At 47.3% G+C, this 16,001-nt stretch carries 16 protein-coding genes; 7 read left to right on the top strand and 9 right to left on the bottom strand.

The window, feature by feature from the left end; translation table 11 throughout:
• Positions 1-1,474 (bottom strand): collagen-like domain-containing protein (locus tag ACYVD3_RS27115; protein ID WP_460645625.1); only part of this gene is annotated, 1,474 nt, incomplete at its 3' end.
• Positions 1,475-1,940: 466 nt separating this feature from the next.
• On the opposite strand from ACYVD3_RS27115, the gene ACYVD3_RS27110 reads away from it, so the two are divergent.
• The 5 genes from ACYVD3_RS27110 to ACYVD3_RS27090 all read left to right on the top strand — a co-directional run bounded on the left by ACYVD3_RS27110 (position 1,941) and on the right by ACYVD3_RS27090 (position 7,386).
• Positions 1,941-2,318, top strand: a complete 378-nt coding sequence (locus tag ACYVD3_RS27110) for a LytR/AlgR family response regulator transcription factor (protein WP_460645624.1) — start codon at positions 1,941-1,943, stop codon at positions 2,316-2,318.
• Positions 2,319-2,543: 225 nt separating this feature from the next.
• On the top strand, positions 2,544-4,604 hold the full coding sequence (locus ACYVD3_RS27105; RefSeq protein WP_460645623.1) for a DHH family phosphoesterase: 2,061 nt from the start codon (positions 2,544-2,546) through the stop codon (positions 4,602-4,604).
• A complete protein-coding gene (rplI, locus tag ACYVD3_RS27100) occupies positions 4,604-5,050 on the top strand; it encodes a 50S ribosomal protein L9 (RefSeq protein ID WP_460645622.1) in 447 nt (148 codons plus the stop codon). Before ACYVD3_RS27105 ends, rplI begins: the two co-directional genes overlap by 1 nt.
• 11 nt (positions 5,051-5,061) lie before the next feature.
• Positions 5,062-6,396 carry a replicative DNA helicase gene (gene dnaB, locus ACYVD3_RS27095; protein ID WP_460645621.1) on the top strand — a complete coding sequence of 445 codons (1,335 nt, stop codon included), beginning with the start codon at positions 5,062-5,064 and terminating at the stop codon, positions 6,394-6,396.
• Positions 6,397-6,726: 330 nt separating this feature from the next.
• On the top strand, positions 6,727-7,386 hold the full coding sequence (locus ACYVD3_RS27090; protein WP_460645620.1) for a helix-turn-helix domain-containing protein: 660 nt from the start codon (positions 6,727-6,729) through the stop codon (positions 7,384-7,386).
• 123 nt (positions 7,387-7,509) lie between these two features.
• Here the strand turns inward: ACYVD3_RS27090 and ACYVD3_RS27085 are convergent, their stop codons facing one another.
• From ACYVD3_RS27085 to pflB, 6 genes are all read right to left on the bottom strand, one after another.
• Positions 7,510-8,223, bottom strand: coding sequence for a gamma-glutamyl-gamma-aminobutyrate hydrolase family protein (locus ACYVD3_RS27085; RefSeq protein ID WP_460645619.1), 714 nt, complete (start codon positions 8,221-8,223; stop codon positions 7,510-7,512).
• Between the two features lie 201 nt (positions 8,224-8,424).
• Positions 8,425-8,595, bottom strand: coding sequence for a DUF362 domain-containing protein (locus ACYVD3_RS27080; protein WP_013271049.1), 171 nt, complete (start codon positions 8,593-8,595; stop codon positions 8,425-8,427).
• An 89-nt stretch (positions 8,596-8,684) separates the two neighbouring features.
• Positions 8,685-9,458, bottom strand: coding sequence for a pyruvate formate-lyase-activating protein (pflA, locus tag ACYVD3_RS27075; protein ID WP_460645618.1), 774 nt, complete (start codon positions 9,456-9,458; stop codon positions 8,685-8,687).
• A gap of 23 nt (positions 9,459-9,481) precedes the next feature.
• Positions 9,482-9,727 carry an autonomous glycyl radical cofactor GrcA3 gene (gene grcA3, locus ACYVD3_RS27070; protein ID WP_460645617.1) on the bottom strand — a complete coding sequence of 82 codons (246 nt, stop codon included), beginning with the start codon at positions 9,725-9,727 and terminating at the stop codon, positions 9,482-9,484.
• A gap of 21 nt (positions 9,728-9,748) precedes the next feature.
• Positions 9,749-10,018: a hypothetical protein gene (locus tag ACYVD3_RS27065; protein ID WP_460645616.1), complete on the bottom strand. Its 270-nt coding sequence runs from the start codon at positions 10,016-10,018 to the stop codon at positions 9,749-9,751.
• 54 nt (positions 10,019-10,072) lie between these two features.
• The gene (pflB, locus tag ACYVD3_RS27060; protein ID WP_460645615.1) at positions 10,073-12,133 is read right to left on the bottom strand and encodes a formate C-acetyltransferase; all 2,061 of its coding nucleotides are present in this window, start codon (positions 12,131-12,133) and stop codon (positions 10,073-10,075) included.
• A gap of 253 nt (positions 12,134-12,386) precedes the next feature.
• Between pflB and ACYVD3_RS27055 the strand changes: the two genes are divergently transcribed.
• Complete coding sequence (locus tag ACYVD3_RS27055) at positions 12,387-12,587, top strand: DUF1858 domain-containing protein (RefSeq protein ID WP_460645614.1); 201 nt, start codon at positions 12,387-12,389, stop codon at positions 12,585-12,587.
• A gap of 132 nt (positions 12,588-12,719) precedes the next feature.
• Here ACYVD3_RS27055 and ACYVD3_RS27050 read toward each other — a convergent pair whose 3' ends face one another.
• Positions 12,720-13,592, bottom strand: coding sequence for an AraC family transcriptional regulator (locus ACYVD3_RS27050; protein ID WP_460645613.1), 873 nt, complete (start codon positions 13,590-13,592; stop codon positions 12,720-12,722).
• 124 nt (positions 13,593-13,716) lie between these two features.
• A complete protein-coding gene (melA, locus tag ACYVD3_RS27045) occupies positions 13,717-15,039 on the bottom strand; it encodes an alpha-galactosidase (RefSeq protein ID WP_460645612.1) in 1,323 nt (440 codons plus the stop codon).
• A 118-nt stretch (positions 15,040-15,157) separates the two neighbouring features.
• Between melA and ACYVD3_RS27040 the strand changes: the two genes are divergently transcribed.
• On the top strand, positions 15,158-15,955 hold the full coding sequence (locus ACYVD3_RS27040; RefSeq protein WP_460645611.1) for an AraC family transcriptional regulator: 798 nt from the start codon (positions 15,158-15,160) through the stop codon (positions 15,953-15,955).
• Positions 15,956-16,001 lie beyond the last annotated feature (46 nt).

Raw genomic sequence — 16,001 nt, 5'->3', positions numbered from 1 at the left:
GTCCGGTATCCCCAGTAGGTCCAGTCGGTCCGGTATCGCCAGTAGGCCCTATAGGTCCAGTAGGTCCGGTATCACCAGTAAGTCCAATGGGTCCGGTAGGTCCAGTATCGCCAGTAGGTCCGGTGTCGCCAGTAAGTCCAATGGGTCCGGTAGGTCCGGTGTCACCAGTAGGCCCGGTAGGCCCAGTATCGCCAGTAAGTCCGATGGGTCCGGTAGGCCCAGTATCGCCGGTTAGCCCGATAGGTCCGGTATCACCAGTAGGTCCAGTATCGCCAGTAAGCCCAATAGGTCCGGTAGGCCCGGTATCTCCAGCAGGTCCAGTATCACCAGTGAGCCCGGTGGGTCCGGTAGGCCCAGTATCGCCGGTTAGCCCGATAGGCCCGGTATCACCAGTAGGTCCAGTATTCCCGGTAGGCCCGATGGGCCCGGTATTACCTGTAGGTCCAGTGTTGCCGGTAGGCCCGATGGGTCCGGTATTACCCGTAGGTCCAGTGTTACCGCTAGGTCCGATAGGCCCAGTAGGACCAGTATCCCCGGTAGGTCCAATAGGTCCGGTGCTGCCGGTAGGTCCGATGGGGCCAGTAGGTCCAATAGGTCCAGTGTTGCCGGTAGGCCCGATGGGTCCGGTATTACCGGTAGGTCCAGTGTCGCCGATAGGCCCGGTATTACCCGTAGGTCCAGTGTTGCCGGTAGGTCCGATGGGCCCCGTGCTGCCAGTGGGTCCAATATCCCCAGTAGGCCCCGTGGCTCCAGTCGGTCCGGTAGATCCTATAGCCCCAGTAGGCCCCGTAGCACCCATAGGCCCCGTAGCACCAGTAGGACCAGTGGCACCGGCAGGCCCAGTAGACCCAGTAGCACCGGTAGGCCCAGCAGGCCCGGTGTCCCCGGTAGGCCCAGTAATACCGGCGGGTCCAGTAGGCCCGATAGGCCCTGTGTCACCAGTAGGCCCTGTAGTACCGGCAGGCCCAGTGGGCCCGGTAACACCCGCTGATCCGGTGGGGCCGGTAGGTCCAGTAGACCCAGTAGGCCCGGTAGGTCCAGTAGGCCCCGTAGGTCCAGTGGCTCCGTCCATTTCGTTTTCTATAACAACCAGGGTTCCTTTCAGCGGAACCTGTTGAGAAAAATATACAGTTGATGTACTGATATTCACAAGTGAAAAGGTAACCGGCGGAGTTGTGACCTCAATAATTCCAACCCCATATACCTCTCCTGTTTTTATAGGAGAATTACCTATTATGAAATCTCCCTTTGATGAAGATAAAGCGAAAGCAGTCCCATTTGAAGAGGCTGAAGACTGTGTAGCTAACCACCAATGAATGATATACTTTCCGGCTTCAAGAATAAGAATATTGCCAGTTGATGGATCATAACCAATGTTTCCTGAAAGATATACGATTGAATCGAAGAGGACATTTGATCCAGACTCGATTGATGTGGATGCATTTAAGTCTATTTGTAGTGCGGAATTACTCATGGTATTTCCTCCCCATACTTTTCTAAATCATTGACACAGCGCAAAATAATGCCTGTTATATATTTTATGCGGAAGAGAGGGATTAGGAAACTCACCGTATTTTATATCCATTCAGAGAGTTTTATTCCCCGGTTTTTATTCCCCGGACATTACTTTATATAGAAGAAAGTCAGAATATTGAAAGGAAATGGAATAGAATGACCGGAAACAGGATATGAATGAATTTGTTAAATATAAAACAAAACATGTAATCAAGAATGTCCTTTTCACGGAGGCCAGGTAAGCTGATGAATTGCATCATTCATTCGAAACAATCAAATTCGGAACAGAAAAAGGAAAATAATCGGTCCAAAATCAAGGGGATCCCGTGTTTTATTCATGTCTCCCGTTGAAACAATATGCAATTTTAAGTATAATAGTATTATTACATTCAATGAAAAAAAGTGAAAAGAACCAGGGAGGCATTATGAGCATCAGGGTCATAGTAGTGGACAACTCGGAGGAATTATTAGTTAAGCTGACTCGTATTTTAAAGGAAATAGATAGGGTTGAGATGTGCGGCAGCTTTAGTGAAGCAATTACAGCCATGCAATATGTGAGAGAGAACCCGGTAGATATGGTGTTTTCCGATGTGGTCATGCCGGATATCAGCGGTATTACACTTGCAGCCAAGCTGTATGAGTTTCCGGACCCGCCGGAGGTGGTACTTCTTTCCGGCATTCCAGGTTTTTCACTGGAAGCATGGAAGATCCAGGCCTTTGGCTTTATTATAAAGCCCTATACAAAAATACAGATTGTTAAGATGATTGATCAATATATAATGGATAAAAGCAGAGTGGTATAAGGCGGAGAAAGGCGGCTGGCGGTATCTGACAACAATGAGTATATGGATGTGAGCCAAAGGGGTTTTTGCGTTTTTTACGGCGCAAAAGCCTTTTTAAAATTATTTCAAATCCACGGAAAGCCTTGTATTTCCTTAGTTTTTGTATTTTAATGGACGAACCAAGATGACTATGATATAATATTAAGATAGTGAAAAGAGAACCCTTTTTTCCATAAGGAGAAAGATATGAAAGAAAAGTTCAAAATAAAGGGACAGCTAAGGACGTATCTGCAGTGGCCGCTTTATCTGAGCGCATTGCTGATTGCCGCCAATACGGTGATCGGCGCAGCCAGTACAAAAGCGGGCATCATCATGGCGGCTTTTACACTTCTGTATATAGGCATAGCAGTCTGGCTTTATACTTACAGAAGGAGTCTTCTGATGAGCGGCCTTGTGGAATTTTCTGCGGAATATTCCTGGATGCAGAAGCAACTCCTTACCGATCTGGAACTACCGTATGGAATGGCGGATGAAAATGGAAGAATTCTCTGGGGGAATACGGCTTTTTCAGAGACTTTGGGGGAAGAAAAGCCTCTAAAGACCACTGGAAAGAACATCATGGCTATTTTTCCGGAGATAACGAAGGAAGTGTTAAAGCTTAATGAAGGCACGGCTGTTGTCCATGCTGAATGCAATGGGCGGAAATACCAGATTCGCTTAAAGGCCGTCTATATGAAGGATTCGCCGGAAGTCATTATCCCCTCCATTGGCGTAGATGCTGCCGGACACATGCTTGTGGCAGTTTATCTTTTTGATGAAACGGAAATCCTATCCTATAAGCAGATGGTGGATGATCAGAAAATGGTGACCGGTCTTATTTATCTGGACAATTATGACGAGGCGCTGGAAAGTGTGGAGGAGGTGCGCCGTTCTCTGCTTACCGCCCTTATTGACCGGAAGATCACCAAGTACATTACCAATATGAACGGAATCGTAAAGAAGCTGGAAAAGGATAAGTACTTTATCGCCATTAAACAGTCCTATATCACAGAACTTAAAGAGAACCGTTTTTCCATTCTGGAGGAAGTGAAAACAGTCAATATCGGCAATGAGATGGCAGTGACCCTAAGCATTGGCCTTGGTATGAACGGCGACAGCTATTACCGGAATTACGAGTTCGCAAGAATCGCCATTGATATGGCCCTTGGACGGGGCGGCGACCAGGCGGTGATCAAGGATGGGGAACGGATCCAGTATTTTGGAGGCAAGGCCCAGCAGGTTGAAAAGACCACCCGCGTAAAGGCCCGTGTAAAGGCCCATGCCCTCAGGGAACTGATGGAGACAAAGGACCGGCTGATGATCATGGGACACCGTTTAACGGATATTGATTCCTTTGGTGCGTCAGTTGGAATTTACCGCATTGCAACTGCCATGGATAAGAAGGCACATATCATTATTAATGAAGTGACTACCTCGGTCCGTCCGATGCTGGACCGTTTCGTGGGAAATTCTGATTACCCGGAGGATCTATTCCTGACCGGAGCCAAGGCAGCGGAGCTGGCAGATGCCAATACCCTTTTGGTGGTGGTGGATGTAAACCGTCCCAGCATTACCGATGCGCCGGAGCTTTTGCGCATTATAAAGACTATCGTGGTTCTGGACCATCACAGACAGAGCAGTGAGATCATTGACAATGCGGTTCTTTCTTATGTAGAGCCCTATGCCTCCTCCTCTTGCGAGATGGTAGCGGAGGTGCTGCAATACATTGCAGATGGGATTAAGATCAAATCGCCGGAAGCAGATGCCCTGTATGCGGGGATTGTCATTGATACCAATAATTTTACCAATCAGACAGGTGTCAGGACCTTTGAAGCAGCAGCCTTCTTAAGAAGAAACGGTGCGGATGTGGTCCGCGTGCGGAAGATGTTCCGGGATAACCTGGATGACTATAAGGCAAAAGCAGAAGCCGTCCGGAATGCGGAGATTTTCGAGAACTGCTTTGCCATCAGCGTATGTTCCTCAGAAGGAATCGGAAGCCCTACGGTTGTGGGAGCCCAGGCAGCCAACGAGCTGCTTGACATTGCCGGGATCAAGGCCTCCATTGTAATGACAGATTACAATCATACGGTTTATATAAGCGCCCGCTCCATCGATGAAGTCAATGTACAGGTCATGTTGGAAAAGCTGGGCGGCGGCGGACACCGAACCATAGCAGGCGCACAGCTTGCAGGTGTCAGCATTGAAGAAGCTAAAACCCGCGTAAAAGCGGTTATTAAAGAGATGATAGAGAAGGGAGACATATCATAATGGATATAGTATTATTAGAAGATGTAAAGGCATTGGGCAAGAAGGGACAGATCGTTGCGGTCAATGATGGATATGCAAGAAATTTCATTCTCCCGAAAAAACTGGGAATTGAGGCTACAACTAAGAATTTAAATGACTTAAAGCTTCAAAAGGCCAATGAAGCCAGGGTTGCGGCAGAACAGTTGGAGGCTGCAAAGGAACTGGGAGTCAAGCTTTCAGAAGGCTTTATCACATTATCCATGCGTGCGGGAGAGGGTGGAAGAGCCTTTGGTTCCGTATCAGGAAAGGAAGTCTCCAATGCCATTAAGAACCAGTTGGGATATGACATTGATAAAAAGAAGCTGGTCCTTCCTGAACCCCTTAAGACCTTTGGTTCCCATGAGGTTCCGGTAAAGCTTCATAAAGATGTAATTGCTAAGATAATTGTTAAGGTAGTAGAAAGCTAGGAGGCACGGACATGGATGATGCCCTGATCAAACGGGTGCTCCCTCACAGCATTGAGGCAGAACAATCCGTCATCGGTTCCATGCTGATGGACCGGGATGCAATCATCACGGCTTCCGAGATCGTTACAGCAGGAGATTTTTACCAGCACCAGTATGGCGTCATGTTTGAGGCCATGCTGGAGCTTTTTAATGAGAATTTGCCCATAGATCTGGTAACTCTTCAGAATCGCTTAAAGGAAAAGGATGTCCCCCCGGAGGTTTCAAGTCTGGACTTTGTCAGGGACATTATCACCACTGTTCCCACATCGGCCAATATAAAGTCATATGCCAATATTGTGCGGAACAAAGCCGTTCTAAGACGGCTTATTAAGGCAAACGAAGACATTGCAAACACCTGCTACGCAGGAAAGGAATCCCTGGAGACCATTCTGGCTACCACGGAAAAGACCATATTCGACCTGCTTCAGAACCGCAGCTCCGGAGATTTCGTACCCATCCGCCAGGTTGCCATGAACGTTCTGGAAAAGATCGAAGAGGCCTCCAAAAACCAGGGTACCGTGACTGGAATCCCCACAGGCTTTATTGACCTGGATTACAAGACTTCCGGTCTGCAGCCTTCCGATTTCGTCCTTATCGCCGCCCGTCCTTCTATGGGAAAGACAGCTTTTGTGCTGAACCTGGTAGATCATATCGCTGTAAAAAAAGGTTTACCCGCTATGGTATTCAGTCTTGAGATGTCCAAGGAGCAGTTGGTAAACCGTATGCTTGCCATGGAATCCAACGTAGATTCCCAGAAGCTCAGAACCGGAACCTTATCCGATTCCGACTGGGATGCCGTAGTGGAGGGAATCGGAGTCATAGGAAACTCCAAGCTGATCATAGACGATACCCCCGGAATCTCCATTGGAGAGCTGCGTTCCAAATGCCGTAAGATGAAGCTGGAATACGGTCTTAACGTAGTCATCATCGACTACCTTCAGTTGATGAGCGGAAGCGGAAAAAGCGGCGACAACCGCCAGCAGGAGATCTCAGAAATTTCCAGATCCCTTAAAGGCCTTGCAAGAGAGCTGAGCGCTCCCGTAATCGCCCTATCCCAGCTAAGCCGAGCCTGCGAAACAAGACAAGACCACCGTCCCATGCTATCTGACCTTCGAGAATCCGGAGCCATCGAGCAGGATGCCGACGTGGTTATGTTTTTGTACCGTGATGATTATTATAATAAAGATACAGATATGCCGAACATTGCAGAAGTTATTATTGCAAAGCAGAGAAACGGTCCTATTGGAACAGTCAATCTGGTCTGGAGACCGGAGTATACGAAGTTTGCAAACATGGCCAAGCAATGAGCAGGATAGAAAAAGAGGGTACCCCGGTCCAGGAAAAACAAATTCATTTGCTTTTCCTGGACCGGGGTACCCTCTTTTTCTATGGGGCGAACGCCCCCCATCTGGGAGAATGGATTCGTCCTTCGAATCCATTCTCCCAGATGGTCCCTGCGGTCTAAAGATGTCCCCAATATCCCCCCCATTTCTTCCATTCCTCCCTCTTCCCATTCAAAAAAAATCTCAATTCCCTTAAAAAAAATCCAATTCCTATTCATAATCCCTTCGAATCCCGCATAAGATATAAATAGTAAGGTTATGAAAACTAAACGAACCAAAGGAGAGGATATAGCTATGGCTGAGATACATTACTTAATATCGGATGCATCGAAGAAAGTCGATGTGGAGTCTCATGTCCTTAGATACTGGGAGGACGAGCTGGAGTTAAAGATTCCCAGAAATGAGATGGGGCACCGGTATTACACTGAAGCACACATCCGTTTATTCAAGCAGATCAAAGACTTAAAGGAAAAGGGATATCAGTTAAAAGCCATTAAGACAGCGCTTGAGAAGGTGATTGAGGACGGCAGGGATCCTGTCATACCAGATGAATTATTAGAGGGACAGGTAGCTCAGGAATTAAAAGACAGTGCAATATCTGGTACAGAGGACGGGACAGGCCTGGAGATACATAACACGGCGCAGATTTCCATTGCCCACGAAAAGATGGAGCAGTTTCAGGAGATCATGAACCATATCATTGGACGGGCCTTAGAAGTGAATAATGAGCAGTTAAGCCAGGATGTAAGCAGCCTTGTCAATGATAAGGTCATTAAGGAAATGGAATATTTAATCAATTTAAAAGAAGAAAAGGAAGAAGAGCGGTTTAAGCAGTTGGACGAGCTTATGCGTTCGTATCAAAAAGATAACAAAGGGCGTGCGGAAGCGGCTGCTTCCAAGATCCCATTTTTTAACCGTAAAAAGAAGTTCGGGCGAAATGGAAAAAAGTTATAAAACCACACTACTTTCAGATAACAAGAGCTGTCAAACAGACTCAGGCAAGGAAATCCGCAGTTGCCGCTGGAAGTGGGAGCTGCGGATTTTTTACACATACAGGTCATTCTTTACGTATACAGATCATTCTTTACAAGCATTTACAAACGTCTGAAACAGTCTAAATGCCTCGGTCTTTTTTTCCCACAGATATTCCGGATGCCATTGGACCCCGATAAAAAAGGGATAGCCTGGCATTTCAACGGCTTCGATCAAATGATCGGTGGAGTAAGCAGAAGCAATAAGCCCGGCCGCCACGTCCTTGACCGCCTGATGGTGCATGCTGTTAACCTCTATGGAGGCGCTTCCTGATATCTGGGCAAGGAGGCTGCCCTTTGTTAAGGAAACCGTGTGGCACGGCATGTCATAATGAAAGGGCTGGGAATGGGCGAGAGGAAACTCCCGTGTCACCTGGGAGGGGATATCCTGCCAGATGTTTCCCCCAAGAGCGATATTTAAGACCTGGATTCCCCGGCAGATTCCAAGAACCGGCTTCCGAAGCTCCATGATCATGGGAAGCAGGGAAAGCTCCATCTGGTCCCTGGCTGGGGATACATTGCCGCAGTGTGCCTGGGTCTCTTCTCCGAAGAGGAAGGGATGCACATCAGGGCCGCCTGTGAACAGAAATCCGTCCAGCTCCTGGGAAAGCTGCTTTAAGTCTTCTTCTGAGGCATCTAAGGGCATTACGACAGGGATCGCTCCTGCCGCTTTTAACGCCCGCATATAAGTAGGACGCGCTTTAACATCACCGCTCTCAATATCGTGGGCGGGGGTCAGGCCAATCAGTGGTTTTTTCATATTAGAAATGTCCTTTCCTGATTACAGGTTGAAAGCAAAGCCTCTTTCAGCCTAAAGTTTTTGAACAGTGTGCCCCGCTTTACCGGGCATCAACTGGATATGTCTGCATATCCGTTTGCTTTATTCGTATGCACGTATGTAGAACATGATGATATAACAAAATGCCTCTTCCCTAGGGAAGAGGCATTTATGTATGCTTAATTATGCTTCAGAAATAGCTCCTGTTGGACAGACACCTTCGCAAGCGCCACAATCGATACAGGTATCGGCATCAATAACAAACTGAGAATCACCCTGGCTAATAGCGCTTACTGGGCACTCAGCTTCACAGCTTCCGCAACTAACGCAAGCGTCACTAATAACACGTGCCATGACAAATTACCTCCTTATAATTTATAGATTTTTCTATATTTTATACTATTAATAAGAAATATTCAAGTAGAAAATGATACAATTCTTGTTTAAATTTGGGAGCAATACCGATCGGGGACCCCTGTGCGGACATCCCTGATCCCACTTAAGATGATCTTTTTGGCGGCGACGGCTCCTTCCCTGGACATGGGAGGGGTATCTTTTAAGGGATAGTCCAGACCAAGGCTTTCGTATTTTACCTTTCCCATATCGTGATAGGGCAGGACATCAAGGGCCTTGACGTTCTTAAGCCCGCCTATGAAACGTCCCAGCCTGTATAAATCAGGGGTCTGGTCTGTGATCTGGGGCACCGCCACGTGACGGACCCACACCGGGATCTCCTTCTGGCTTAAGTACCGGGCAAAATCCAGAATATTTTCATTGGAATGCCCGGTAAGAGTTTTGTGCTTTGGGTCATCAATGTGCTTGATGTCCAGCATGACAAGATCCGTAGAGTCCAGAAGCCGGTCTGTTTTTTTAAAGTTATCCGGGTCATTCTTATGGAACGTAACGCCTGAGGTATCCAGACAGGTATGGATGTCTTTCTTTTTTGCGGCTTCAAAAAGCTCAGTCACAAAATCCAACTGCATCAGAGGCTCCCCGCCGGTAGCCGTTATGCCGCCGCCCCGGTAAAAGTTCCGGGACGACTCATACTGTTTTAACAGTTCCTCTGTGGTCATGGGCGTGCCGCCTGTCATTTGCCAGGTGTCGGGATTGTGGCAGTACTGGCAGCGCATGGGACAGCCCTGTAAAAAAATCACCATACGTACACCCGGTCCGTCAACGGTGCCGAAGCTTTCAATGGAATGGATATATCCTGTCATGTACATCGCCTTCTTTGCTGTTATTACATATTGTTATGGAACGTACGGGAAATTACTTCATCCTGCTGTTCCTTTGTCAGTTTGATAAAATTCACCGCATAGCCGGATACCCGTACGGTAAGCTGGGGGTAATTCTCCGGATGCTTCTGTGCATCTAAAAGGGTATCGCGTGTGAATACATTAACATTTAAGTGGTGTCCGCCTTCCTCCACATAGCCATCCAATAAACTTACAAGGTTATTGATTTGGGATTCGCTGATATTTGCCATTATATGATCCTCCTTTTGTGCTTAAAAAGTGTCTTCCATAAACAGCCGGTTGCTTTCCGGATCTTCCTCTTCTGTGTCCATTGCCTCAAACAGGGTTGGTACTTTACAGGCGGAATTTCCATCTGCACAATCCGTGGAATTCATGGTGGTGACTGATTTTGCCATTGTTTTATCGGCGCTTACGGTACCGTCTTCCGATACCCGGATATTCATGTGGCCTCCATTTCCGGCCATGAACTGATCCAGCATGGAAACGATATCGTCAATTTGTTTTTCCTTTGGGTCTGCCATAACAGCCCCTCCTTATTTTTGTATACTGATGAATGAACTGGATATGCTTTTCTTTTAAATTTGATCTTCCCTAAGATCCAGCTCTAAATCCACCTCTAGGTCACCTGTAAAGATCTGGTCTTCCTTGCCAAGGGCTCCCGGTACGATGGAGAAGGTGTTGGAGATACCATCCTGGGCATCCCTGAATGGAAGCTTTGCCACTGATGCCAGGGAGGCGACGGCGCCGTGGGTATCCCGATGGTGCATGGGATTTGCGCCAGGCGCAAAGGCTTCACCTTTCTTACGTCCGTCAGGAGTTGCTCCTGTATTCTTACCATATACCACATTGGATGTGATTGTCAAGATAGAGGTGGTAGGGATGCCGCCGCGGTAGGTGTGGTTTCCTTTTACATAGTTCATGAAGGTGTGTACCAGGTCATTTGCAATCTGGTCTACCCGGTCATCGTTATTGCCGTATTTTGGAAAGTCTCCCTCTATGATGTAATCGGTCACGATTCCGCTTTCATCCCGGACAGTCTTTACTTTGGCATACTTGATTGCAGATAAAGAGTCGGCTACTACGGAAAGACCGGCGATTCCGGTGGCGAACCAGCGGATCACCTTTTTATCGTGAAGAGCCATCTGGATGCGCTCATAGCTGTATTTGTCATGCATATAGTGTATGATGTTTAATGTGTTTACATAAACCCTTGCAAGCCATTTCATCATGTCTTTATAGGCATCCATAACCTCATCGTAATCCAGGTATTCAGAAGTGATGGGGCGGTATTTGGGACCCACCTGGTTTTTGGTCACCTCATCGATGCCGCCGTTAATGGCGTACAGAAGGCATTTTGCAAGATTGGCCCTTGCGCCGAAGAACTGCATTTCCTTGCCCACCCTCATGGAAGATACGCAGCAGGCAATGGCATAGTCATCTCCGTGGGTCACCCTCATTAGATCGTCATTCTCATACTGAATGGAAGAGGACTCAATGGAGGTCTTGGCGCAGAAGCGCTTAAAGCTTTCAGGAAGCTTTGTGGACCAGAGAACGGTCAGGTTTGGTTCCGGAGCGGTTCCCAGGTTTTTAAGGGTATGCAGGTAGCGGAAGGAAGTTCTGGTCACCAGATGGCGGCCGTCAATACCCACTCCTCCGATGGATTCTGTCACCCAGGTAGGATCGCCGGAGAACAGTTCATTGTATTCCGGTGTGCGGGCGAACTTGACCAGGCGGAGCTTCATAATGAAGTGATCCACAAACTCCTGGATATCGTCCTCGGTAAAGGTTCCTTCCTCTAAATCTCTTTGAGCATAAACGTCAATAAAGGTAGAGGTGCGGCCTAAGGACATGGCAGCTCCGTTTTGCTCCTTGACGGCAGCAAGGTAGGCCAGGTACAGCCACTGAATGGCTTCTTTTACATTGGCAGCCGGTTTGGAAATATCAAAGCCATAAATACTTCCCAGCTTTTTCAATTCTTTAAGGGCACGGATCTGTTCCGAAAGCTCCTCCCTTTCCCTGATTACGTCAGAGTACATGATGGTACGGGTAGTTGCCTTCTGCTCTTCCTTATCCTCGATCAGGCGGTCAATGCCGTAAAGGGCCACACGGCGGTAATCCCCGATGATGCGTCCCCTGCCATAGGCATCGGGAAGGCCTGTGATGATGTGGTTGGAACGGCAGTCCCTCATTTCCTGAGTGTAGGCGTCAAAAACACCGCCATTGTGTGTCTTTCTGTGAATCGTAAAGAATTCCCTGACTTCAGGATCAATGGTGAAGCCATTATCCGCACAGGCTTTTTCTGCCATGCGGATACCGCCGTAAGGCTGTAAGGAACGCTTGAATGGCTTATCGGTCTGAAAGCCTGCGATAGTTTCTTTGTCTTTATCTAAATATCCCGGGCCGTGGGAGATGATGGTGGAAATGATCTTTGTATCCATATCCAGCACGCCGCCGGCCTCCCGTTCCTGTTTGGATAAGTCCATGACCTGCGCCCAAAGTTCATTTGTCGCTGAGGTCGGCCCGGCCAGGAAGGAATCATCGCCGTCATAGGGAGTGTAATTTTTCTGTATAAAGTCCCTGACGTTGATCTCCCGTTCCCAAACACCGCCTGTGAAAGCTCTCCATTCTGTTCTCATAGTGTTGTACCTCCGTAATATCTACTGTATAAGTGGAAATTATAAATGAGTGCCGGCAAAGATTATAATTCCTACAATCTTTGTATGAATACATTATATATGAATACTGTATACAATGTCAAGACTTATTAATGAGAAAAATTTACCGGCAAGGTGCCTGAAAGAAAAAAAGGAATTTAGTCCTTGCTAATCACAAGGAAAAGTATTATATTAAAAAGACAGTAAGTACAATTTTTTTAAGGAGGAACACAAGATGCAGATCCATAAGGATATGTTAATAGGCGCACTGCTTGAGATGGACGAGAACGTTGCACCTATGTTAATGCGGGCAGGTATGCATTGCCTCGGCTGTCCGGCGTCTCAGGGCGAGTCTCTGGAGGAAGCCTGCCAGGTTCATGGAATAGACTGTGATGTTCTGGTTTCCCAGATTAATGAAGTGTTGACAGACCGATAGAATATGTTACAGGAGGCAGTCCTTAAGGACTAGCCTCCTGTTTTTTATGCAGGTAACGAGCCGGGCGAACATGCTTGCATGTTCATTCGGCGACTACTGCGGCAGCCATGAGAAACTCGTGAAGCGAGTTTCTCATGGCTGCCGTTTTTCATCTCTGTAATGCTTGGGGCTGACGCCGAACTCCTGCTTGAATATTTTGGAAAAGGTTAAAGGGTTATGATATCCGATGCCTGTGGCGATTTCCTGAATGGATAAGGATGTGGTGGAAAGCTGATGGGCGGCAATGTTGAGCCGGTACCTCATTAAATATTCCTGAGGTGAAACGTGAAGCTGTTTTTTGAAGATTGAGGTTAAGTAGGAACGGTTGATTCCGATGTAGTCTGCAATGTCCTGGACCTTGATCCGGTCGTAGTTCAGCTTGATGTACTGAAGGGCATAATCCACGTAAGTATCTATGGAATAATCATACTGGTTCTTCTTAATGGTTCTTATGGTGTTCTGCATTTCGATCAGGGTGGACAGTATCTCGTATAAGTATCCTACCCGCTTGATCTCGTTGGCAAAGGTCAGTTCGCTGGTATCCAGTATTTTGTGTATCATGGGAAGATAAAGCTGATTGGGGATCTGGGAATGGATGGAGGGAAGCTGGGAGGATAAGCCTGCATAGCTTAAATAGGCCTCCGCCATTTCTCCGTCAAAGGTGATCCACATGTATTCCCAGGGATTTTTGCAGTCTGCGTTGTAAAGAACGGGATGGCCCTTTGGAATGAGAAAGATATCATCGGTCTTTATATCATACCGTTTCCCGTCAATTTCCATGGTGCCTGCGCCGCCCAGCACAAAGTGAAGGTGATATTCATTTGGAATTTTGTGATCGTAGGTATATTCCGGAGGACACTGCTGGATCCCGCAGTGGACCAGATACAGATCATTGGTCTGCCGCTTGATGTTCCTTAGGCAGCGGAAGCCGGCTACGTTTTTATAAGTGGTTTGTTTTTCGTTCAAAGAGATACCCCCTTAAAATGGTAAAAGACCCTGTCAGACGATCCGCTTTTATTAGGATGTTTGATAGGGTCAAGTATACATGCAGCAAAGATATTTTGCAAATGCCAGTTTCAGGAGATATCTGTTAACGGTACATGTTCATGTAGTCGCCGTGGGCTGCAATGAGTTCATCCACCATGGAACGGATATCCTTTATGTTAAGCTCGGCAGCAGTATGAGGATCCAGCATGGCCGCCTGGTAAATGGTTTTTATGTCTCTGTTGTGAGCTGCTTCTATGGTAAGAAGCTGAGGATTGATGTTTGTCATGTTCATGGCTGCCAGTTGGGTGGGGATGCGGCCTACGTGACAGGGAGTGATCCCGCTTCCGTCTACAAGGCAGGGCACTTCCACACAGGCGTCGGCAGGAAGATTATCGATCAGTCCGTGGTTTAATACGCTTGCGCCGATCTTGTATGGCTTGTTGGTCAGGATGGCTTCCATAATGTAGGAGGCGTATTCATGGGAACGGGTATGGGTGATCTCTCCGTTATTCAGGATAGAGTTCTTCTCCGCCTCCCATTCATTGATCTGCTTAATGCAGCGCCTGGGATATTCGTCCAGAGGGATCTGGAATTCTTCAATCATATCCGGATATCTGGATTTTATGAACAATGGATTGTATTCCCCGTTGTGTTCACTGGATTCCGTACAATAATAACCCAAATGGTTGATGTACTCAAAGCGGACCATATCCTTATGCTTTTCTGTCTGGTTTTTCTCAAGGGCTTTCTGTTTGATGATTGGGTAGAGGTCGTTTCCATCCCTGTCACGAAGTTTTAAAAGCCATGCCATATGATTGATTCCTGCGATCAGCTCAGTCCTTCCCTCCAGTTTGTCCTCCATGTCAAGCCCCTTTAATAAGGTTTCTGAGCATACCTGGACGCTGTGGCATAAACCGATGGTCTTAATGGATGTATAACGCTGCATGTAGCCGGTTAAAATTGCCATGGGGTTGGTATAATTTAAGAAGTAAGCATCAGGACAAACCTCTTCCATATCTCTGGCAAAATCCTCCATAACAGGAATGGTCCTTAAGCCCCGCATGATGCCGCCGATTCCAAGGGTATCTGCAATGGTCTGCCTTAAGCCGTATTTTTTAGGGACCTCAAAGTCAATGATGGTACAGGGATCATATCCGCCTACCTGAATGGCGTTCACTACAAAGGTAGCACCGGACAACGCTTCTTTCCTGTTTTCCACTCCCAGATAAGTTTTTATGTCAGCCCGTCCCTGGTTCACATTTTTGTTGATTGCATTGAGAATGAGTTCCGAATCCGCAAGCCGGACCGGGTCAATGTCGTAAAGGGCGATCTGGGCGTCGTGAAGTACCGGGGTGCACATGCAGTCACCCAGGACATTTCTGGCAAATATCGTGCTTCCCGCCCCCATAAAAGTTATTTTTACCATGTTCCTTCCTCCTTGTTTTTCCTTGTCTGTTTCATGAGGATATTGTATAATTGAAGCAGGAAAAAAGATAGGATGTTTGTTTCATAAAATTGTCGTTTTGTTGTATGGAGGGATTATAATGAATCAGTCGGCAAGGGGGTTGACCATTTATTACTGCGGCCGTGAGCAGTGCACATCCGGGCATTTTTTCGGGCCGGCAATACGGAAACACTACCTGATGCATGTGGTGCTTGGGGGAAAAGGCATCTACCGGACAGGAGGCATGGAATATGCTTTAAAGGAAGGGGATGCATTTTTAATAAAGCCTCAGGAGGTCACCTATTATCAGGCAGATAAGGACGAGCCATGGGAATATGCCTGGGCGGCTTTTGCCGGCACAGAGGCAGAGCGGCTTTTAACCGATTACCGCCAGGAGGAAAACGGGTATGTATACCATTTTGATCACGGGGAGGAATGGCGTACTTATATAGAAGAACTGGTAGCTGCCTTTCAGAGGGGAGGCCATAATATGGATGAAATGGCAGGATTTCTCTATCTTTTGTTTTCCCGGTTCCCCAGAGAGGGCAGGGAGGGGGGAGAGTATGAGCAGAGCTATCTGTCCCGGGCGGAAGCGTATATCCGCCATAATTACAGCTACCCCATTCAGATCGGAGATGTGGCAAACTATGTGGGAATCGACCGGACCTATCTGTACAGGCTTTTTATGAAATACAAGGGGATTTCCCCAAAACAGTATTTAACGGCCTACCGGATCATGGAGGCAAAGCGTTTGCTGGAGGATACAGGGCTGAGCATAACGGAAACCGGTTTATCCTGCGGATTTCACGATGCCTCGGTATTCTGCAAAAGTTTTCTTCAGACGGAGGGAGAATCGCCTCTCCAGTATCGGAAAAAGATACGGGAAGAGGTTCGGTAAATATAACAAAAAACCATATACCTGTCACATTAGTCTATGTAATATG

This window comes from Lacrimispora brassicae (assembly GCF_054772055.1).
Note: the sequence above shows the minus strand (reverse complement) of the source record. Positions and strands in the feature narration are given on the sequence as shown.